The organism is Halobellus sp. MBLA0158 (assembly GCF_041477585.1).
Classification (GTDB): domain Archaea; phylum Halobacteriota; class Halobacteria; order Halobacteriales; family Haloferacaceae; genus Haloquadratum; species Haloquadratum rubicundus.
In genome coordinates, this window is record NZ_JBGNYA010000002.1 from 95,278 (window position 1) to 115,057 (window position 19,780).

The following is a 19,780-nucleotide window of genomic DNA, read 5'->3' on the forward strand; positions in this document are numbered from 1 at the left end:
GTCTTTCTTTATACACATAATATTTTTATATTCGTTTTGAAAGCCGGAAAATTAGACATCACTGGTGGAATTTCGCCCCGGTAGGGCAGTAGTTTCTGATTTTATCGTGACGCGTTGACGAGCGGATGTGGCACACGGACACACGCCACATACGACTGTGGCTCCGTGAGGTCGCTCCGTGCGTCCGCTCGCGGACGGCCACGTCAACCTCGCGGCCGCTTCCCAGCGTGCGGTCGCGAAGTCGACTGCGACCAGCCACCGTGTGGGAGGCGAGCGGTTAAGTGTCGGCTATCCGGACCTCGCCGACGAGATGGACCACCTCACCCTCGAAGAGTTGAACGACGCGGACGGGAAGACGTTCGTGGAGATTCTGGGCGGCGTCTACGAGTCCTCGCCGTGGGTGGCCGAACGGGCCCGCGCCGACCGACCGTTCTCGTCGGTCGATGCCCTCCACGACCGTCTGTCGCGCGCCGTCGAGGACGCGTCGCGGGAGCGGAAGCTCGACCTGCTGCGGGCGCATCCGGACCTCGGCGAACAGACGGAGATGACCGACACGTCCGAACAAGAGCAGGCGTCCGCGGGGCTGGACGAACTGTCTCCGGAACAGTACGAGACGTTCCAGCGCCTCAACGAGACGTACCGCGAGCGCTTCGGCTTCCCGTTCATTATGGCGGTGCGGGGCGCGTCACCGGACGCGATCCAGGCGGCGATGGAACGGCGCATCGAGAACAGCGAAGCAGAGGAGTTCCGGACCGCGCTGGAGCAGGTCCACGAGATCGCCCGCCTCAGGCTTGAGGAGCTGTTGTCGTAGCCGTCGGTGAGGTACCGAATCTAATACACGCTTGTTTCGACATCTCGACCGAAGCACGACGTTCGTCTACATTTTGAACCGATGATAAGATATTTTATTCAGTCTATCGGAGTAGGAGTGACGATGAACAAGACCGGATCTCACCGCCGACGGGAGGGCCGCCGCCGATGACCGACGCCTCGGAGACCGACGGGCAGCGGACGATGAATTACGGCAAGGAACAGGTCGCGGTCTACCGCACGTTCGGGACGTCGCTGGAGGGGATGCGGACAATCCCCGAATCGCAGTTTACCGGCCGTGATAACACCATCTTCGGCGCCGAGGTACGCGTCCAAGTCGAGGGCGAGGCATTCCTGCCGTCGTTTAGCGAGGGCGACAACAGTATGGTGGTGCCGACGGACACGATGAAGAACTTCATCCACCACCACCTCGGCGAGTACGACGGGGCCACCCTCGAGGGGTTCCTCCACTTCGTCGGCGAGGGGTTCTTGGAGCAGTACCCCCAGATGGATGCGATCCGCGTCTCGGCCGACGAACTCCCGTTCGACGAGCGTCCGGTGCCGGGCGAGGACGGGTTCGAGTCGAGCGAGTTGGTGTTCCGCGTCGCCGACAGAGAGTCGGGCTTCGGCGAGGTCTATCTTGACCGCAGCGAGGACGCGGCCATTCAGGAGCACACCAGCGGCGTGACCGGGATCGAACTCGTGAAAGTGAAGGATAACTCGTTCGTCGGCTACGTCCAAGACGAGTACACGACGCTGCCCGAGCGCGAGAACCGGACGCTCTACGTCACGCTGGACATCTTCTGGACCTATGCGGACGCCGAAGACGCGCTGGGCGAGGACCCCGAACGGTACGTCCCGGCCGAACAGGTGCGCGACATCGCCCAGGTGGTCTTCGACGAGTTCGACGTGAACTCGATCCAGGACCTGATCTACCGGATCGGCGAGCGGACGCTGGAGCGGTTCCCGCAGCTCGAATCGGTCAGCTTCGAGGCCAACAACCGGACCTGGCTGAAGGTCCGCGACGACCTCGAAGGCGACGCGAAGGTTTTGCGCGAGCCGCCCCGGCCCACGGGCTTCCAGCAGTTCTCGATGGATCGGAGCGATCTAGAGAGGGACGCGGAATGAGCGCGGCGCTGACGACGCACGTGCTCGACACGAGCCGAGAGGGGCCCGCGGAGGGCGTCACAGTGACGCTCGAGAGGCTCCCCTCGGACGGCGAACGGGCGACGCTCGCTCGGGGCACGACGAACGACGACGGGCGGCTTGACGACCCGCTGCTCGACGAGGACGAGATGGCCGCCGGCACGTACGAACTGGTCTTCGAGGTCGGCGCGTACTACCGGGAGCGAGGGTCGGAGTCGACGTTCCTGGAGTCGGTTCCGATCCGGTTCGTCATCGACGATCCCGACGAGCACTACCACGTGCCGCTGCTGCTGTCGCCCGGCGGGTACACGACCTACCGCGGGAGCTGAAGGAGTGCTCCGAACGGCCGGCCGGGCGGACGGCGCTCGCACGCCACTGGGAGCCGAGCGGCCCGAGGCGCACCGACCGGCAGGGACCCACGCGACCTCCGAGGTGTGCGGATGAACGGGCGGCGGTTCCCCGTCGACTGCGAGCGCCTCCGGCGTGACATCGAACGCAACGCACAGTTTGGCGCGGTGCCGACCGAGGACGGACAGGGCCGGACGGTGCTGCCGGGGACGAAGCCGAATCAGCGCGCCCGCGAGCACCTCGTCGAGCGGATGATCTTCGCCGATCTCTCTGTCAACGTCGACGCCGTCGGGAACATCGTCGGGACGTGGGCGCCCGAGGGGTGCGACGCCGACGCGGCTCCGGTGGGCGTCGGCAGCCACCTTGACTCTGTTCCCGAGGGCGGGATCTTCGACGGCCCGCTCGGCGTCTACGCAGGGCTCGAAGCGGTCCGGGCGATGCAGGACGCCGACGTGACCCCGCCCCGTCCGATCCAGGTCGTCAGCTTCACCGGCGAGGAGGGGACGCGGTTCGCCAACGGCGTCCTCGGATCGTCGGTGGCGGCCGGCCAACTCGACGTCGAGGCGGCGCTTGGCCTCTCTGACGGGACCCGGACGCTCGGCGAGGTGCTGGACGACATCGGCTTCCGCGGCGACGACCGCTTCGACGCGAGCGGCCTGCACGCGTGGCTGGAACTCCACGTCGAACAGAGCGAGCGGCTCGAACGGATGGGCGTCCCGCTCGGCGTCGTGACGACGATCACCGGGACCAGCCGGCTCCGCGGGACGATCGAGGGGACGGCCGAGCACTCCGGTTCGACGAAGATGTCCGAGCGGACTGATGCGCTCGCGGCCGCCAGCGAGTTCGTCCTGGAGATGGAACGCGCGGCACAAGCCGAAGCCGGGCCGGACGGCACCGCGGTTGCGACCGTCGGCGAGCTGTCGGTCGATCCAGGCGTCGTCAACGTGATCCCGGGGTCCGTCGAGTTCAGCGTCGACGTTCGCGACGTGGACGGCGCCGTGATCGAACGGCTCGTCGACCGGGCGGCGGAGACGCTCGACGCCCTCGAAGCGGACCGCGGCGTGGAGACGACGCTCGCCCGCCCCTACGAGATCCGACCGGTGGAGATGGCCTCGGTCTGCCGGGACGCGGTCCACAGGGCCGGAGACGCTCTGGGAGTGGAGACCGCGGACGTCCACTCCGGCGCGGGCCACGACACGATGCAAATCGCGACCGTGACCGACGCCGGGCTGTTGTTCGCCCCTTCGGAGGGCGGCCACTCGCACAACCCGCTCGAGCGGACCTATTGGATCGACTGTGCCGTCGCGACCGACGTGCTCACGACGGCGCTGTACACGTTGGCCACGGACGGCGACCCGAATCCGAACAGACGAACGAAACACGAACACACCCAATGAATCCACTTCAGTACCCGAACGGACAGGAGCGAACCGACCCGCAGACCGACCGCCGACCGGGGGGCGAACGGTGAGCGACCTCGAACTCGTCGTCGATGGCGAGGTGCTCTCGGCGTCGTTCCTCCCGGACGCCGCGCCGGCGTCGGTCGCCGCAGTGAGGGAGTTCACGCCCCTTCACACCGAACTGATGCACGTCAGGTGGAGCGGCCACGCCACCTGGATCAACATTGACGACATTGACCTTCCGGAATTGCCCCGGGAGAACCACACCGTATATCCGTCGTACGGCGACCTGTTGCTGTATCCGGGCTATCGGAACGAACAGGAAATCCTCGTTCCCTGCGGGCCGACGTGTTTCAAGAGCCCGGCCGGCGAACTTGCCGGCAATCACTTCGCCACGCTCGAGACGCCTCGCGATCGACTCGTCGAAATTGAGGAACGGACCCTCCGGGAAGGGGTGCTCGGCGCGACTCTCAGGCTGGCCGACTGAACGAGCCCGGTCGTCGTCGGACTCATTCTGGCTTCTCGGTGGTTCCTCGGTCCTCGCTTGACGCCGATATGTCGGCCAATCACGGGCGGCTATGTAGGAGCATCGGATGTAGCCATCGTGCTCGCCCACCACAGTACTGTCGGCGGTTGCCTCCCTAACACGCGACCGTCGTCCAGGAAGTCGATTGTGAACGGCATCTATCGCTCTAGCACTGTCGAACTGCCAATTAGCGATGGCGTGTCGTTTCCGGAGTTCAATGGATAGCCCCGAGACCGCTCAGAGTGCCGTTTTCTCGCCGCTGGCCTGTACGTCCGCGTTTCCGGAACGAGTTCCGGGAACCGCCAGCCGGACGCTCTCGGAGTTTGCGCCTCTCGAATGTGCAGGCGCCACCGCGGCGGTCGGAGCGGAAGAGAAATCTGAAACAACGCCTCACGCAATCGGATCGAGCGACTTCATCGAGAAATCCGACTTCGAGCAGTACCGTTCTGCCAGTGCCATCAGTGCCCGAGTGCGCCGGATATCGGCGACATTGTGGACAACGAGCGGCTCGAAGCGGCCGTCCGCCCAAGCGGAGACGGCCTCACGGCTGTCGGAGAACGGATCAAGTTCGTTCAGTCCGGCGCCGAGCAATTCCTCGCAGACACCACTCAGGGAGTCGTTGCTAGTATTGAACCGAGTCTCGAAGACGTCCATCACGTCGACGTACGGGAGCGCGCCGAAGGGCCACTCGAGGCCGTGCCTGCAGTGTCGCGTCCGCAGAAACGGCAAGTCGAACCCGCCATTCCACCGCTCACCGTTGTACGCGACGAGTTTCGCGTCACGCTGCCTGAGCGTCGCGGTGACGAACGTCGCCAGATCTGTCAGGAGATCCTGTTCGCTGTCGTGGAGCGAGAGCTGGACCGGCGCCTGAAAGGTCTCGTTCAGCCGCTCAGCCAGACTTTCGGGCGGTGTCGTTCCTCCAGTGTTGAGAAACACCCGGGACGCCACCGCCGAGTCGAACCCGATCACTGTGAGTTCGTCTTCGGTCTCAAATCCCGTCGTCTCGATATCGAAGGCGATCGTCATCAACTCGGTCATTCCGCTCCTCCCGTGTCACGGTCGACGGCTGGATGCGATGATTCGTCCTCGAGTTTGGACACTCGCCGTTCGAGTGCTGCCAGACGCTCCTCGTGGTCCTCGAGGTGTGCTTCCTGTTCGAGGTCGATACTGACCAGTGCTGGTAGCAGCGGTGTCTGGTGGTTCAACAACCCGCTTGCATCGGCGTGCGCGCGTGCATACTCGAACAAGCGATCGAACCGGGGCTGATCGCGCCCTCGGAGCGCTCGCCGGAACGTCGCCCAGCGTTCTTCGATCGCCCGCAAGGCGTCACGATAGGTCGGATTGGTCCGGCCCATCCTACGGCCCCCCGGCCGGCGCCGCATCGAGCCACGCGTCCTGAAGAGGCGCCGCTGGAAGCGTCATCCGTTCGCCCGATGGCGTGACACTGGAACCGACCGTCGACGCCGAGCGGGGCTGTGCCGTATTACGGACCGACTTTATGCCCACCTGTTCGGCTCGAACCCCGAGCAGCTGGCGCCAGTACGCAAGCGTGGTCTGGTAGTACGAGCCGTCGTCGACAGGGTAGACTAGCGTCTCGAAATCCTCGCCGACGAACCGGGGCCCGAATCGGGTCTGCTTGCATCGTAGCCGGTGCTGGGCGGCCACCTCGATCGGTGCCGCGAACTCGTCGGCTGCCGTCCGGGTCAGTAGCACCGGGACGTCGTAGGCATCGGCGTATGCCGTCAAGCGGGCGAGCGTCCGTGCTTGGAGTGTACGCGCCTGCCGCTCGGAGAGAACATCCGCCGCACGGTACTGGGCATCGAGCGCTGGTGCGACGAGAAGCGACGGCGTGACCGGAGTATCCTCACGAATGGTCCGCGCTACGGCGTCGGAGAACCCACAGACGGCGCCGTAATGCTGGTACGGCGTGAACCCGCGAGCGACGCTGATACGGTCGAGCAACCGAGGACTGGGGGCGAGCTGTGCGAGGCTGGTGGTCGTCGCGTAGCCCCGGGCATCGATCCAGAACGCTGGCCCGTCGTGGAGGAGCAGGTGATCTAAGACCAGGGAGTGGACAACTGGGACGCCACGTGACTGGTCCAGATCAAGCAGCACCAGACCGGTATCAAGCGAGGGCAACAGCGACGCGTCCGTTCCCGGGTCCACCCGTTCGACGAGGTCTCGGTTCTGGTCTGCTGGCCGGGTCGGACGCCGAACTGCCATCGCGTCTTCGCCAGGGGGGTCGGTGTGTCGTTGCTGACGCATACACTGTCAGAGAGACGAGATTCGGATAAGCGACGGTGTGGCGTTTCCGGAAACTGCCGAAAAGCGGGTCCCCCCATCTTACTGGCTCGGACGGTCACCTCGAGTGGGAGTAGCCGATTTCCGGAGCTGGTTCCGGGTGCTCGGTCCAAGATCCTGGATGGAGTCGTCGTGCAAGACTCGATCGCTCAGTTCAGGTGTAAGAGCTACCACCGCGAAGTTCATCTATCCGTTCACTGGGAGGATATTCCTGCAAGAAAGAGAGATTGAATGCAGCACGACACCCCTTCTTGTTTCACGTTTCTCACGGTGCACCGTCCGCTCACTGACCTTTGGTATGAACGGCGGTACCCGTGGTGTCAATATATAGCGCACGATTTTCTTCCTTAGCTCATACTGAACGACTATCTCCCGGAAACACGCCCGGTTCCCTGGATGGAAACGTGTCCGCACACGCCGTAGTATCCGTCCCTGAGGGCCGAAATTAGTGTCTTACAATAATCCGATGGTTTCAGCAAAAATTAGTTAATATGGTGGATGCTATTATATCACACGGACGATTGTTGGAAGTGACACCATCCACACAGGTGGTGTGGCCGCTATCGTGTGTGGCGACCAACCGCTGTTCCGACGCGGATACCACCCGAAACGCCACTACGACTTATGAAACGACACATCGAACTCCCGTCGGACGCACAGGACGTTATCGACCAGGCCGTCAATCACATTGATAGACGGCTCTTATCGGACGCCGACACCGCAACGGTGGTCCAAGAGACGCTCGTCGACCTCTTCGGGGAGCGCCAAGTGTACGAGCAGTATCGGGCCGGTCGGGAGCTACCGCCGATGACCCGGGTCAGACTCCGGAGTTACAACCCGAAAAACGCCTTCATCGAGGCCGAACACTGGGCCGAGCAGGAATACGAGGAAATTCAGGAAGCGAAATACCTCCAGTACCTCTGGCGCGGCTTCGACCTCTCGCCGCTGTCGAACAACGTCGCGTTCGCGCTCCCGTTCCGTCAGATGCTCGCCAACCATCTCTTCGCAGACGCAGGCGACGGCCTCCGTCTGTTCGGCGGCATCAAGATTCAGTGCGGCCACAACATCGAGATGGGCGACAACACCGTTGTCCACAACGACGTGTTGCTCGACGACCGGGGCGAACTGGTCATCGGCGACCGGGTCTCTATCGCGGACCGGGCCCACATCCACACCCACGGCCACGACGTTGTCGACCAGTCCGACGTGACCACCTACCGGACGGTCATCGAGGACGACGTACGCCTGGGCTACGATGCTATGGTGAACGCCGGTTGTCGGATCGGCGAGAACGCGATGGTCGGCACCTCTGCGATGGTCCGGGGAGACGTGCCAGCACACCACATTGCCGTCGGCTCCCCTGCTGAAGGAGTAAAGGTCAAACCCGGGTGGGAGTCCGTCGCCGACGATCCCGGTGCCCTGACGGACAGACGATCGTCCCGGGAACTCGACCGTGAACTGGACAACGACGTGGCTTTCTTCGACGAGTTCGACCGGAACCTCGCGCCCTCGAACGGACACTAAGGATGTCGTTCCGGACCTCGGGCGGACTGTGCGACCGTCGTCGAAGACGACCGGCTGCGTGAAGTGTGGCGGGGCGGTGTACGTTCTCGTAGCGAATTGGGTACCCCTGACTACTGTCCGGCGTATCGTTCCGATCTCATAGATCTCACCGACGACGATCTTGGTTGGGTTGGTGGTCAGGTATCCACCTGAACGATGCTCACTCTCAAATGGTATTTTCGACGCGGGGATCACACGATACGCACTCTTGTTCCAATAGCTGATTCAGGAGATCAGATGAGAAAATAACGGGGTAGCTTAGTTGTTCGTCGAAGTAGCAGGGGGATCTACGATAGAATAGGTCCGGTCCCGGCTGGTGCCCTCGGCTTCCAGAAGATTGTACTGAGTCATCTTCGAGAGATAGTTCCGAACGGTACGCTGCGTTCGGGGATCGTCAACGGCGTCCGCGTACCGGTCGTGAATCTCGCCCGGGCTCAGCGGTCCGTGCTCCCGAAGGATGTCGTAGACTGTGCGCTGGTGAGGTGTAAGCGAGTCGAGACTCTTCTGCCGGATCTGTGCCCGGCTGTCGTCGGCCGCCTCAAGGAGCATATTATCGGTGATCCGGTCTGTATTCGTTCGATCAGCAGTACTCGCCGCCGTCCGCAGGATCCCAATTGCCAGTCGGGCGTCGCCGGCAGCGGCATCGGCGATTCGATAGAGCTGATCGTCTGTGATGACGTCCTGTTCGAGGCCCCACTCCACGCGGGCGTGCAGGATATCGACGAGCTGCTCGTTGTGGTACTTGTCCATTCGGACGTGCTCGCTGGACCGCAGCCGACTCACGAGTCGGTCGTCGACACGCCCGAACAACTCTTCCTCGTTGTTGGCGATACAGATCACCGCGAACTGCGGGACCGTGTGAAGGTTATAGATCAACCCCGGATCCTCGAGCTGGTCGGCCTCATCGAGGATCACGACCGTCCGGGAGTCGTCGTACTGCTGTAAGCGATCGATGAGCTCGTCGTGTGGGGTCGACTGGCGATGGATGTCGATCGTCCGTCCCAGATCGTCGAGGATCTGGTAGAGGGCACGGAACCGCGTGTAGTTCTGCCAGCAGTTGACGTAGGTCGCCTCGACGTCGAGGACTTCTTCGCGCAGCCGTTCGATGACGAACTTCGAGATACAGGTCTTCCCGGCTCCACTCGGCCCGGTCACGATCGCGGTATCAGCAGGCTCACCGTTCGTGATCGGTTCGAGGACGCTGGAGAGGTGATTCACTTCCGCGTCGCGATGCTCGACCTCACGGGGAACGAAGCCGGCACGGAGGACGCGAGCATCACGGATCATACAGCGTTCGCTTCACACGTATCTCGCATCGGTACTAAATACTGACTGGGGTCTTTCCGGAAAATCGAATCCGGGCTTTGGGTCCTGCTTGAAACGCCGCTGTCGGGTGATTTGTTTTCGGAAACAGACCAGTTCCGGGAAGCGCGAGACGGGGGTGGACTCCAAGCGACAGTGAACTATATGATGACACGCGGACTGCCAACTGTCGTCGCTCAGTCAGTGTTTGAGTCAAGAGCGGGTTTACTTGTATGCCGTCAGTAACGGGACGTGATATGACCGGCGAGCACGCATCCGGGTACCGTCGTCGGGAGTGGGGCCGCCCTCAAACCGACTGGAAGACTCCGCCAAGGGAGCAGCTACACGCAGACACTCCCCATCGGGAGAGCGACGACTGAGCGATGCCGGGACTCGTGACTCGCCTCGAAGCGGGGATGGAGCGTGCGCGAGAGCATCTCGTATTGACCGCCGTGCCGATCGTGATTGCGTTGTTGAATACGAACAAGATCCTGACTGTAGTCGGATTCGATGGTGGACATATCGGCTTCAAATTCGGCTTTCCACTATCTGTGATTACGGTGTGGCAGTTCGTGAGCGTCCCCAATTCTGGCGTAACGGTAAACACGGGGCTTCCGATCGAGATGCTGCCGGTCGCAGTCGTCACCGTGCCAGTGCTGATCGGCCTCCAAGCACTCCTCCAGGCAGGCTATTTCGGGAGCCTGAAAAATGCGCTTCTGGGCGAGCCCTACGACTTCGTCCAGCAGTGTCGCCAGTATTTCGGCCCGTTCCTGATCGTGACCGCGGTTCCGTATCTCGCGTTGCTACCCCTTGCGTTCGGGATTTTCGGGGTCGGTTCCCTTACCGAGAGTGTCGGCGGAGCCGCACTGCTGTTTGTGCTCCCGGCGATGGTGCTCTATCTCGGTGCAGCGTATCTCTTCTATCCAACCCCGTACCTGATCGTGCTCCGTGGGAACGGATTGATTGACGCCGCTCGGCAGTCGTATGCATTGGCGGTACAGGGCGGGCCGTACGTGACGTACACGATCGGCTTTGCGCTGTTTGTCTTCGGGGTGTCACCGTTCGCCACTGGCTTCGTCGTGAACGTGCCGGTACTTGGTCTGCCAGTTGGCATTCTCGCAGGGAGCGTCCTCGGTTTGGGAGCAAACTTCACGACGATGCGATTCGTCGCCGACATCGACCCAGCAGCATCCGAGACAGTCTCGTGGGACACAGAATCTACTGACGGGGCACAGACGTCAGTCTAGTGAGGGTATCAGCGCGAATCCTCGCCCGGCGCAAAAGATAGTGTCGCCGGCCGGGGTCAATCGATCCGATCGAGCGACCCGTAGAGTTCTTCGTTCTGGATGTGTGTACAGAACTGCGCACAGAGCCGACAGCAGTCCGCTGCATCGGTGAACGTCCGGACGCTTGCATCCCAGCGCGTCTGGACGGCACCGAGCATCGCACTGCGGACTGTTGGCTCGGTCGCGACCATCACCCGGCGCGTACGTTCCGGTGGCGTCACGTCGGCCGCCGGCCCCTCCATCTCGCCCCTCGAGAAGAGGTCCTCGAGTACGCTCCCGATTTCGATGCCGACACCGAGGTTATCACCGACCTGTGGGGCGATGAACACCGTTGCGTTGCTCGCGCGTGCGAAGGCGATGCTCTGTGTGGCGGCGTCCATCTCTTCGAGTGGGATCCCGACATCGATCGCCAGAAATGCGTTAAAGCCCCGGTCACGGAGGCAGTCCCGCGTCTCTTGGAGCAGTCGCAAGACCTCGTCTTCGGCGTACTCACCGCTGGTCTCGTCCCACGACGCAAACGACGGCGCATCAGTGTCGACGTCGGCGTCAGTCGGCAGCAGCGCGTCGACGTCGAACGTCCGGTACGGCCCCATCAAATAGACGAGAAACTGCTCGCGCCGGACAGGCGCGAGTGCATCCGAATCACCGACGGCACGAGGGAGATGCTCGATAATTCGTTGCCGCATTCGCATCGCCGATTTGGATGGTTTGTATATAAATAACGGTGTTGTAAAGAATATTCTAGTCGAGAACGACTAAGTAGATGGCACTCGAATATGAATCTGAGGCTGCCAAGATGTCCGAAACCGACCGTCAATCATCCGAGGATGTGCGCCGTCCAGAGCCGCCGCTCCCCGAGGAAAGCGGGTTGGCGCTCGAGGAGTACCTCGCGATGCAACAGGCGATCGGTCATCCGACGCGGTTTCGGATCCTACGTACGCTCGTGGCCAACGACGAGCTGAGTGCCGCTCATCTCAAGGCCGCGGTCGACGTCGAGTCACACAACTTCCACTATCATCTCGATGAACTGGTCGATGTCGGACTCGTCGATAAGCGTCAGCGCCGAACTGCTGACAGTCAAGGCTTCTACACGTATTATCGACCGACTGCGATGGGACGCAGCATCTTAACACACGGCGTCGAGGAACTGATGCGGCGCGAGCGCGCGTTCAACGACGCATACTCGTAGGGCACCGCCGAAGAAGCCTCCCTCTGGGTCTGGCGTGCCGAATACTTCGAGAACCGCCCCCCGTCCTGCAATCGGTTACAGCCCATCATCGAGCATCACCCTGTTTGGTCAGTAGTGGGGATGCTGGTCTGATATAGCATACATCCACATCCCGAGGTGATCACTATGAAGCCGGATACTTACTAGATAAAGGTATCATAGAACTATTCACAGGTGGTAGTTTACCTCCCTGCCACTCGTGACGTGGAGGACCAACCTGAGGCATCCGTCGACGGGCAGATCCCCCCCCGGTGTAGAAATCGGAGAAGTGAGTCTCGTTGCAGTGTGTCACCGCGACGAGAGTGAGTTTCCGGTTCGCCTCCAACTGTAGATCAACAACGGCAAGGGTGCTCGTCGACTCTACAAAACCTAATTACTCCTCGAAGGTCATCCCGTAGCCCCACTCTTCGAGGTGTGCTTCGACCTCGTCGAGATGATTCAGACCCGTCTTCATCAGCGCCTCGCGAAGGTCAGTCAGTGAGACGTTATCGTCAAAACGCTCCTCTAGCTCCCGCTGTGCCTCACGTTCACTGCTTTTTGTGTCGCTCTGCAGGAATAATGGGACGCGATCACGGCCCTCTTGGACGCCCTCTCGTCGGAATTTGTACGGGATTTGTATCGACTGTCGTGTTCGAGACGATTGCGTTGTCTCCGTCCGTGTCGTTTCCACTTCAGCGGAGGATGAATCACGAGAATCGGTATCTTCGGTCGCGTTTGCACTTTCATCGCTCGATGCAAACGGATCTTCACCCGCGCCCTCTTTCATCCCCGTCATACGGATAGCACCTCGTGGTTGAGGTCGCCCGGATTCGGTGGATTCGGCGCCTCAATTCCGACCTGTTGTTCCAAGTGGCGTGCGATCCGATCGAACTGGGCCAACGTCTCGAGTTCGTAGTCCCGCTGTCGATCGCGGTGTTCACGGACGTACTCGAATGCTGAACACTGTTGCATCCAACACCCTTCCATCAGTGATGCCCGCTCGCCGATGATTTCCGGAACTGGGTAGTCGATCTCTTCGAGAATTGTCCGCTGATCTCGCGTGTTCTTGAATCCAACTGGCACCGCAGCAAGCACGCCCACTTCGACGTCCAGTTGTTCCTCAAGGCCGGCGACAAGTGATTCGAGTCCTTCGACGGCGGCTCGTCCCTTAGCACTCGGTTCGACGGGAATGACCAGCGAACGCGTTGCGTGGATGGCGTTGTAGAGATGCGGCCCCTCGGTGGCCGGCGGATCACAGATGAGTACATCGTATTTGTCCGGGACGCCAGCTTCCCGAAGAACCCGAAGTAGCTGTGCGTGCATTCCGAACGCCTCTCCCATCGCTTCCGCTTGGTCCTTTTCGCGTTGGAGGTATTCGGCGAGGTCCGAGAGCATATTGTGTTCCGGAACGATGTCGACGCCTTCGACAGTCCGGATGAGATCATCGAACTCACCACTGGGTCGCCGAATCATATGTCGGACGAGGTTATCGACGGATTCGGTGCGATCGGTGTCGATTCCAAAGAGCCGTGAAAGGTCGCCGTCCTGCGGATCAAGAGGGATGACTAACGGCTTCAAGCCCGCTCGTGCGTGTGCAACGGCTAGATTAGCGGCCGTTGTCGTTTTCCCCACCCCACCTGCTTCGCTGTACGTTGAGTACGCCAGCATACCTATTCATTGATGCCATTCATCTTGAATCTTCGGTGTGTTCATTCATTTTTGTATTTCTTTGTGTGGTGCAGTTACGTTCACTAATGAACATAGCTAGTGAACACAGTAAATGAACACAATTAATGAATGTATGTAATGGCGTGAATCACTTATTGGTGTTGCTAAATACGAGGACCGAAGAAGTGGCCCCGTTACCTCACTTCCGGATCCGTTACCGGCTCGGCAAATGCTACTGATTCCCTCACATCGGTAATCCTGACCTCGGCCTTATCACCCGGTTGGGTTCCTGGAACGATCACAATGAATCCTCGCTCGACTTTCGCAAGACCATCACCCTGGTCACCTAATGTGTCGATAGTTACTGACCGTATTTCGCCTTCTTCAACCGGTGGTGTCTCTTCCCACTGGGATGTCGAAAGCTGATCGTCGTTCGGTACTATCTCTCGGTCGTCCGTTTCGTTCCGGGTTCTGTCTGGAGCAGCCAGCAACGCAACCCGGAAGACGTCATTCGTGGTGAGGGAGCTCTCGTCGATCATCTCTTGAGGAATCGAGATACTGTATCGGTCACCGTGTTCTTCGAGCGTAGCTTCGAACAGAAGTCGAAGGGAATCTGGAATTTCTGCCATTATCGCCTGTACAGCGGAGTAGCTAAAGGTAATTGGGGTGTGCATCGAATCATCTGCCTGGAGAAACAGAAGTTGAGACTGGTCGTCTCAATGCATATGGCATTCTGGCGCAGTTCATAAATAGTATGAAGGCGTAGTCTGGGATAGAACGATGGCACGAATCACCGGCTCCTATCCAGATGACCTCGACCTCCTCATTGAGGGAGCTGTCGAGGCTGGTGTGTTCGGGGGAAAGAGCGACGCGTTGCGCGAGTTCGTGCGTGAATACTTCGAGGACCACGAGAACGAACGTATTGCAGCTGCGGTCGCCCCTCTACGAACGCGAGCGGATCACACTCGGTGATGCCGCCAGACTCGCTGATGTCGACCGCTGGACGATGCGTGACATCCTCCGTGAGCACGGTGTTAAACTCCGCCTCGGGCTCGTTGACGAAGACGACGCAGCCTACGAAGTAGAGGCAGCACGCGAACTCGAATTCGATGATGAGGACTCGTCTGATGAGGAGTCACGTGCTAAATGACAGGTAACGATCTCCCAGCGAACCCGAGCGTCTTGAACACGACTGTCCTCTCGAACTTCGCGTACATCGATCAGCTGTGGGTAGTTGCTAGGCTCTCTGGAATCTGTACGGTACCAGTCGTGCGTGAGGAGCTCGAACACGGCATCGATAATCACCCATATCTCCAGGAAGCACTCGATACGCTTGATGACGAAATCCCAGTCGCGACGATTTCGGATACTGTCGCAAACAGAGAAGCCGTTGTTGGTGAGCATCTCGACCCCGGGGAAGCACAGGCGTTCGCTCTTGCCGACGCACACGACGGTCGGCTGCTGACAGACGACGGAGATGCCTGATCGTTTGCGAAAGACCAGGGCGTGACCGTTGTCGGATCGGTTGGCGTTCTGTTGGCTGCAATCGATGTTGGGAAGATCGATGAATCAACCGCTGATGAGTGGCTGTCGACGTGGATCGACGAGATCGGCTACTACGTCCCGTATCGAACGATCTCGGAGTATCGATGACTGATTTAGGGTTCGAAACACCTGATTAGTGTGCCCGTGAACACGTCTATTACCGATGAGTGAAGCCGACAGACGGCTGTACGAGGAGAGCGAGCAACGGTTTCTAGATCTGTACGCTCATCTGTTGCAGAGAAACAATAGTTGAGACTGTCTTTCTTAATGCATACGTCTCTCAGATCTTTTTTGACAATTTCTCTTACTTGGGCCTACGGCTCAACGGTCATTGAGTACGACTACTATTCTCAACTCCCGCACCTCGATGGCACGAATATTACTCTTCGGATAATATCTGGATGAAGAACCCGATAAAAATCAAGAAGAGACCGAGGTAACCCACCCCAGTTGAGACCTCGTCGAGAAGTGGCGTAGAGCGTACAATAAGACGAGCGAGTATGCGTGCGATAATACAAAACAGCCCAGCCAACATGATGTATCCTGGCCATCGGGAGGTATTCTCAGTCGGAATGTTATCTCTCTCAGACACGTTCAGACGACTGTTTTGTAGTATGTTACAACTTTCGAGTGGGAGGAGAATCTCAAGGGGGACTCAACCGAACAGTCGTTCTCGAATCGAGCGAGAATGCGGCCGTTCGGCGAGTAACACAGTCGTGTCGAGGTCGTCTAGGACGGACAACGTCAGCGCCCCTCCGACGATTCGCGAGAGTAGCCCCCGCTCTGTGGCTCCGACGATGACCAGCGTCCGACCAGTCGCGGCATCTCCGATCGCGGTTTCGACATCACCCGTCTCTACAAGTAAGTTGACCTCGTCCAGTCCGTGCTCAGTGACCCATTCTTCCAAGAACTCCTGACCCGTCTCCACATCCTCAGCCACGTGGAGAACCGAGACGTTCGCGTCGGCTGTCTCCTGTAGTGCCCGGGCAACTTCCGCAGACAGCTCAGAGGAGTGGCCGCCCGCAGTCGGGACGAGGATCTCGCTCGGATCGAACTCCTGTCCGTCGAGGACGAGCACGTCACAGGGTAGATCGTGAATCAACTCGTCGAGTGCCCCTTCGGCACGGCTTCCCGCGAGACGCGTTCCCTGATGACCCATGATGAGCCGGTCGACATCGTGAGCGCGAGCCGCATCGAACACCTCGCCAATGCCCTGATGCGAGAGAATCGTCCGTGTCTCGACGGGGACCCCGAGCGCTTCGGCGTCGGCCCGGGCATCAGCCAGTAGTTTCTCCGAGGTCTCCGAAATGCGCTCGCGCCGATCGGCGGCTGCCGCCAGCGACGTCTGGTCCGGCACCTGAATGACGTGGGTTGCGAGGAGCCGTCCGTCGTCGTGTTTCGCGAGCGCCGCTGCCAATGCGACGAGCGAGTGTTCGGTCCGGGGGTTCGAGAGTGCGACCATCGTCGTCGGAACGTCCGTGTCCGCTCCCGAACCATTCGGTGCGACGGTTGCGGCTGCGTCGACGACGGGGGAGGGTAGCTCCTCCCCGCGGTTCAGGATGTGTCGGCCGAGGAGCCCCTGTCTATCGGCCCGACGGCGTGCGTACGCGAAGTACCACACCAGCGCCGCCACGACAAAGGCGGCAGACAGGAGCAGTTCACGCTGGCCAACGAACGCCAGTAAGCCGAGTGAGAGTATCATTCCGAGGATGGGTGTGATCGGATACAACGGCACCCGGAACGCGGGGGAGTAGTCGGGATCGGTTTCCCGGAATACGATGAGTGCGGCGTTCATCAGTGCGTAGACGACCAAGTGCAGGACGCTCGCTGCCTTCGCGAGCACCTCGATATCCTGGCCTAGGAGTGCGATGAAGACGACGATCATCGCACCGGTGACGAGTATCGACCGGTACGGCGTCGCGTACGACGGGTGGATCTCGTTGAGCCAGTTGGTGACGATCCGATCGCGGCCCATCGCGAAGTTGATCCGTGCTGACGCGAGGATCGACGCGTTCGCGCTCGACGCTGTCGCGAGCAGCGCGCCAAGCGTGACAATCGTTACGGCAATTCCCGCGAGCTCGCCGGGGAACGCGACTTGCGTTGCCTGTGTGAGCGGTGCACTCTGGCTCAGATCCGCCCACGGCACCACCCCGAGCATGATGCTCACCAAGATTGCATAGAGAATAGTCACGATGACGACGCTGCCGATGATCGCCAGTGGGAGATTCCGCCCGGGGTTCTTTAGCTCCTCGGCGACGGTCGCGATTTTCGCGTACCCGAGGAACGAAACGAAGACCAGTGCCGTCCCCGGGAGAATCGCACCGTAGCCGAACGGCGCTGCCCCACCGTCGCTGAGGAGTGTCGCGAGGTCGAACGACAGCCAGCCCTGGACTGCGAACAGGGTCAGGATTGCCAGTAGAATAGTGACGATGACCGTCTGTACCCCACCAGTCTCCTTGGCACCAATGTAGTTGACGCCCACGAAGACGGCACCAGCGACGAGCGCACCGACCTGAATGTCGGTGAGGAACAAGAGCCCGGGCATCGGAATCAGAGTCGCGAGATACTGCCCGAAGCCGATGCTGTAGAACGCGCTCGCGAACGCCAGCCCCATCCAGTCGCCGAGGCCCGCGATGGAACCGAACAGGGGGCCGAGGGCCCGGTTGACGTAGTAGTAGCCGCCGCCGGCTTTCGGCATGGCTGTCCCGAGTTCGGAGACCGACAGCGCGTTCACCATCGCGATGACCCCACCGATCACGAACGAGATCACGACGACTGGGCCGGCCGTGCTGGCTGCCACACCTGGCAGCACGAAGATCCCCGCACCGATCATCGTCCCGATCCCGATGGTCAACGCCGAGAGCAGTCCGAGGTCCTTCGCGAGTTCTTCGTCGCTCATTCGCCGACCTCCGTCCCGCCTGCCCGCTTGCGATCGTTCAGCGACAAGCGGGTCTCATCTACCGCATGGAGTGAAACGACCGGGAGTTTGGGAGCGGTCACAAGTCGGGCCGCGGTATCGCCCGAGAGTAATCGGGCGAGACGGTTGCCTCCGCGAGGACGGAAGGCAATCGCTGTTGCACTGACGTCGAGCGCGGTATCGACGATCGTCTCGGCGACGTTCGTCCCGAATTCGAGTCGGCGTTCGACCACTACCTCGTCGCCGAGTCGTGATTCGACAGCCGAGAGGAACTCTCTCGCGTCTGCCTGCCGTTTCTCCATTGGTGCTTTGTCGACTACTCCGCCCCCCTTTTCGATGACATGCACCACAGTGATGCGTCGAATATCACTCATATGTGGTGTCAGGGCAGTTGCGGTCACGGTTGCGTCCGTTTCGTTGGCGACTGGAACGACGACGTGGTTGAGGAGAGACATTCGTCAGCCACCTCCACTGATCGTCGATACACACGAGTGCTGACTCGGCTGATACTCTCGAGCGATCGGCCGCCGTGGGATTCGCCATCCCGTGCCGAGACGGCGAGCGATGACGCTCGCTCGGCGTCTACCGAATGGATTCCAGTCGGCCTTCTTTCCGTCCATAGTCGAGAGGAGTTTTGAGACACTATAAAATCTCGCATTGAGTTTTTGATTTAGAAGAATTAGGTACTCGATATTTTTAACTTAGAAATATTATGGTTTAGCTGGCTGTCGGACGCCAGCCGAACTCTCCATGTGACGGTGAAACCCAATCTGCGTCAATTCCGGGTTTAGAACTGTTCTCGCGGCCATTTTTGACAAAGAGCATCGCTCCACAGTTCAGTCCAGAGGCAGTGTTGAGTTCCGTCTGAACCTGCGCGTGAAATTCGATATTGAAAAAAATCCCACCATAGGGAAGCGTTATATGATTGTGTTCAGGATCTTGTTTTGCAAACCGAAATGAGGCTCGTTCACACATGCCTTACCACAACACCGATCATCGACTCGACGAAATCGACAGGCGCGTTCTCCACGCGCTCATGGACGATGCCCGTAACACGTCCGCAAGCACACTCGCCGCAGAGGCCGGCGTCTCCGGAGCAACCATTCGGAACCGCATCCACAAACTTGAGGATGCTGGAATCATCCGCGGCTACACCGCTCAGGTCGATTTCGAGCTAGCCGGCGGCAAGCTCACTAACCTCTACCTCTGTGACGTCCCCGTCACCGATCGTGAGGCACTCGCCTACGAAGCACGGGCGATTCCGGGTGTGATCAACGTTCGGACGTTGATGACCGGTCGGCGCAACCTTCACGTCCTCGCCGTCGGCGACAACACCAGTGATCTCCGACGGGTCGCGCGGCGGCTCACGGACATCGGGATCCACATCGAAGACGAAGATCTCGTCGAAGAGGAACTGTTCTCCCCATACGGCCCGTTCGACCCCGACGACGGCGAGCAGACACCCGAAGCGAACGACTTCATCAGTCTCACCGGCAACGCGAGCGTGGTAGAGGTCACGGTCAAGGCCGACGCTCCCATCGCAAACCTCACACTCGAAGATGCGTCTCAGCAGGGTATTCTGGACGAAGAAACGCTCGTCATCGCCATCGAGCGAGACGATCTCGAACTCACTCCCCACGGCGACACCGTCGTCCAACCCGACGACATCGTGACCGTCCTCTCACGAGCCGGTGGCGACGCGGCTGCCCTGTCGGCGTTTCGCAAATCCCGGTCGGAACCAAATACACAGTGAGATGACAG

General features: G+C 60.3%; 20 protein-coding genes and 2 pseudogenes. 12 read left to right on the plus strand and 10 right to left on the minus strand.

What is annotated here, in order from left to right:
• The first annotated feature begins 310 nt into the window (after positions 1-310).
• The 5 genes from uraD (at position 311) to OS889_RS16345 (ending at position 4,191) form a co-directional block, all read left to right on the plus strand.
• On the plus strand, positions 311-811 hold the full coding sequence (gene uraD / locus OS889_RS16325) for a 2-oxo-4-hydroxy-4-carboxy-5-ureidoimidazoline decarboxylase (RefSeq protein WP_372392011.1): 501 nt from the start codon (positions 311-313) through the stop codon (positions 809-811).
• A gap of 167 nt (positions 812-978) precedes the next feature.
• Positions 979-1,938 (plus strand): factor-independent urate hydroxylase, encoded by a 960-nt coding sequence (pucL, locus tag OS889_RS16330; RefSeq protein WP_372391847.1) that lies wholly within the window; start codon positions 979-981, stop codon positions 1,936-1,938.
• Positions 1,935-2,285 carry a hydroxyisourate hydrolase gene (gene uraH, locus OS889_RS16335; protein WP_372391849.1) on the plus strand — a complete coding sequence of 117 codons (351 nt, stop codon included), beginning with the start codon at positions 1,935-1,937 and terminating at the stop codon, positions 2,283-2,285. The genes pucL and uraH overlap by 4 nt, the downstream gene beginning before the upstream one ends.
• Before the next feature lie 111 nt (positions 2,286-2,396).
• Positions 2,397-3,701, plus strand: coding sequence for a Zn-dependent hydrolase (locus tag OS889_RS16340; RefSeq protein WP_372391851.1), 1,305 nt, complete (start codon positions 2,397-2,399; stop codon positions 3,699-3,701).
• A gap of 70 nt (positions 3,702-3,771) precedes the next feature.
• Positions 3,772-4,191 carry a DUF3830 family protein gene (locus OS889_RS16345; RefSeq protein ID WP_372391854.1) on the plus strand — a complete coding sequence of 140 codons (420 nt, stop codon included), beginning with the start codon at positions 3,772-3,774 and terminating at the stop codon, positions 4,189-4,191.
• Positions 4,192-4,620: 429 nt separating this feature from the next.
• Here OS889_RS16345 and OS889_RS16350 read toward each other — a convergent pair whose 3' ends face one another.
• Genes OS889_RS16350 through OS889_RS16360 form a run of 3 tightly spaced genes read right to left on the minus strand, consistent with a single transcriptional unit; the run spans position 4,621 to position 6,495 of the window.
• Positions 4,621-5,268: a ribonuclease H-like domain-containing protein gene (locus tag OS889_RS16350; protein ID WP_372391856.1), complete on the minus strand. Its 648-nt coding sequence runs from the start codon at positions 5,266-5,268 to the stop codon at positions 4,621-4,623.
• Positions 5,265-5,585 (minus strand): DUF8156 family protein, encoded by a 321-nt coding sequence (locus OS889_RS16355; protein ID WP_372391858.1) that lies wholly within the window; start codon positions 5,583-5,585, stop codon positions 5,265-5,267. Before OS889_RS16355 ends, OS889_RS16350 begins: the two co-directional genes overlap by 4 nt.
• A 1-nt stretch (position 5,586) precedes the next feature.
• Positions 5,587-6,495 carry a hypothetical protein gene (locus OS889_RS16360; RefSeq protein ID WP_372391860.1) on the minus strand — a complete coding sequence of 303 codons (909 nt, stop codon included), beginning with the start codon at positions 6,493-6,495 and terminating at the stop codon, positions 5,587-5,589.
• Positions 6,496-7,155: 660 nt separating this feature from the next.
• Between OS889_RS16360 and OS889_RS16365 the strand changes: the two genes are divergently transcribed.
• Complete coding sequence (locus OS889_RS16365; RefSeq protein WP_372392013.1) at positions 7,156-8,055, plus strand: acyltransferase; 900 nt, start codon at positions 7,156-7,158, stop codon at positions 8,053-8,055.
• A gap of 63 nt (positions 8,056-8,118) precedes the next feature.
• Complete coding sequence (locus tag OS889_RS16805; protein WP_443673232.1) at positions 8,119-8,247, plus strand: DUF7571 family protein; 129 nt, start codon at positions 8,119-8,121, stop codon at positions 8,245-8,247.
• A 105-nt stretch (positions 8,248-8,352) separates the two neighbouring features.
• On the opposite strand, the gene OS889_RS16370 is transcribed toward OS889_RS16805, so the two are convergent.
• Positions 8,353-9,381 (minus strand): Cdc6/Cdc18 family protein, encoded by a 1,029-nt coding sequence (locus OS889_RS16370; protein WP_372391862.1) that lies wholly within the window; start codon positions 9,379-9,381, stop codon positions 8,353-8,355.
• Between the two features lie 398 nt (positions 9,382-9,779).
• Here OS889_RS16370 and OS889_RS16375 point away from each other — a divergent pair, with 398 nt between their 5' ends.
• Positions 9,780-10,643 (plus strand): hypothetical protein, encoded by an 864-nt coding sequence (locus OS889_RS16375; RefSeq protein WP_372391864.1) that lies wholly within the window; start codon positions 9,780-9,782, stop codon positions 10,641-10,643.
• 56 nt (positions 10,644-10,699) lie between these two features.
• On the opposite strand, the gene OS889_RS16380 is transcribed toward OS889_RS16375, so the two are convergent.
• Complete coding sequence (locus OS889_RS16380; protein ID WP_372392015.1) at positions 10,700-11,368, minus strand: DUF7509 family protein; 669 nt, start codon at positions 11,366-11,368, stop codon at positions 10,700-10,702.
• 110 nt (positions 11,369-11,478) lie between these two features.
• Here OS889_RS16380 and OS889_RS16385 point away from each other — a divergent pair, with 110 nt between their 5' ends.
• Positions 11,479-11,871, plus strand: a complete 393-nt coding sequence (locus OS889_RS16385) for a winged helix-turn-helix domain-containing protein (protein WP_372392016.1) — start codon at positions 11,479-11,481, stop codon at positions 11,869-11,871.
• 412 nt (positions 11,872-12,283) lie between these two features.
• Here the strand turns inward: OS889_RS16385 and OS889_RS16390 are convergent, their stop codons facing one another.
• From OS889_RS16390 to OS889_RS16400, 3 genes are all read right to left on the minus strand, one after another.
• A complete protein-coding gene (locus OS889_RS16390; protein ID WP_372391866.1) occupies positions 12,284-12,685 on the minus strand; it encodes a DUF7970 domain-containing protein in 402 nt (133 codons plus the stop codon).
• Positions 12,682-13,557: a ParA family protein gene (locus tag OS889_RS16395; RefSeq protein ID WP_372391868.1), complete on the minus strand. Its 876-nt coding sequence runs from the start codon at positions 13,555-13,557 to the stop codon at positions 12,682-12,684. The genes OS889_RS16390 and OS889_RS16395 overlap by 4 nt, the downstream gene beginning before the upstream one ends.
• Before the next feature lie 194 nt (positions 13,558-13,751).
• Positions 13,752-14,186: a TRAM domain-containing protein gene (locus tag OS889_RS16400; RefSeq protein WP_372391870.1), complete on the minus strand. Its 435-nt coding sequence runs from the start codon at positions 14,184-14,186 to the stop codon at positions 13,752-13,754.
• 151 nt (positions 14,187-14,337) lie between these two features.
• Between OS889_RS16400 and OS889_RS16405 the strand changes: the two are divergent.
• Positions 14,338-14,707 (plus strand): annotated as a pseudogene (locus tag OS889_RS16405) (UPF0175 family protein).
• A pseudogene (locus OS889_RS16410) lies at positions 14,704-15,210 on the plus strand (PIN domain-containing protein). Before OS889_RS16405 ends, OS889_RS16410 begins: the two co-directional pseudogenes overlap by 4 nt.
• Positions 15,211-15,757: 547 nt before the next feature.
• On the opposite strand, the gene OS889_RS16415 reads toward OS889_RS16410, so the two are convergent.
• Positions 15,758-18,001 carry an amino acid permease gene (locus tag OS889_RS16415; protein WP_372391872.1) on the minus strand — a complete coding sequence of 748 codons (2,244 nt, stop codon included), beginning with the start codon at positions 17,999-18,001 and terminating at the stop codon, positions 15,758-15,760.
• A complete protein-coding gene (locus OS889_RS16420; protein ID WP_372391874.1) occupies positions 17,998-18,474 on the minus strand; it encodes a universal stress protein in 477 nt (158 codons plus the stop codon). The genes OS889_RS16415 and OS889_RS16420 overlap by 4 nt, the downstream gene beginning before the upstream one ends.
• A gap of 518 nt (positions 18,475-18,992) precedes the next feature.
• Here OS889_RS16420 and OS889_RS16425 point away from each other — a divergent pair.
• On the plus strand, positions 18,993-19,772 hold the full coding sequence (locus tag OS889_RS16425) for an Lrp/AsnC family transcriptional regulator (protein ID WP_372391876.1): 780 nt from the start codon (positions 18,993-18,995) through the stop codon (positions 19,770-19,772).
• Positions 19,773-19,780 lie beyond the last annotated feature (8 nt).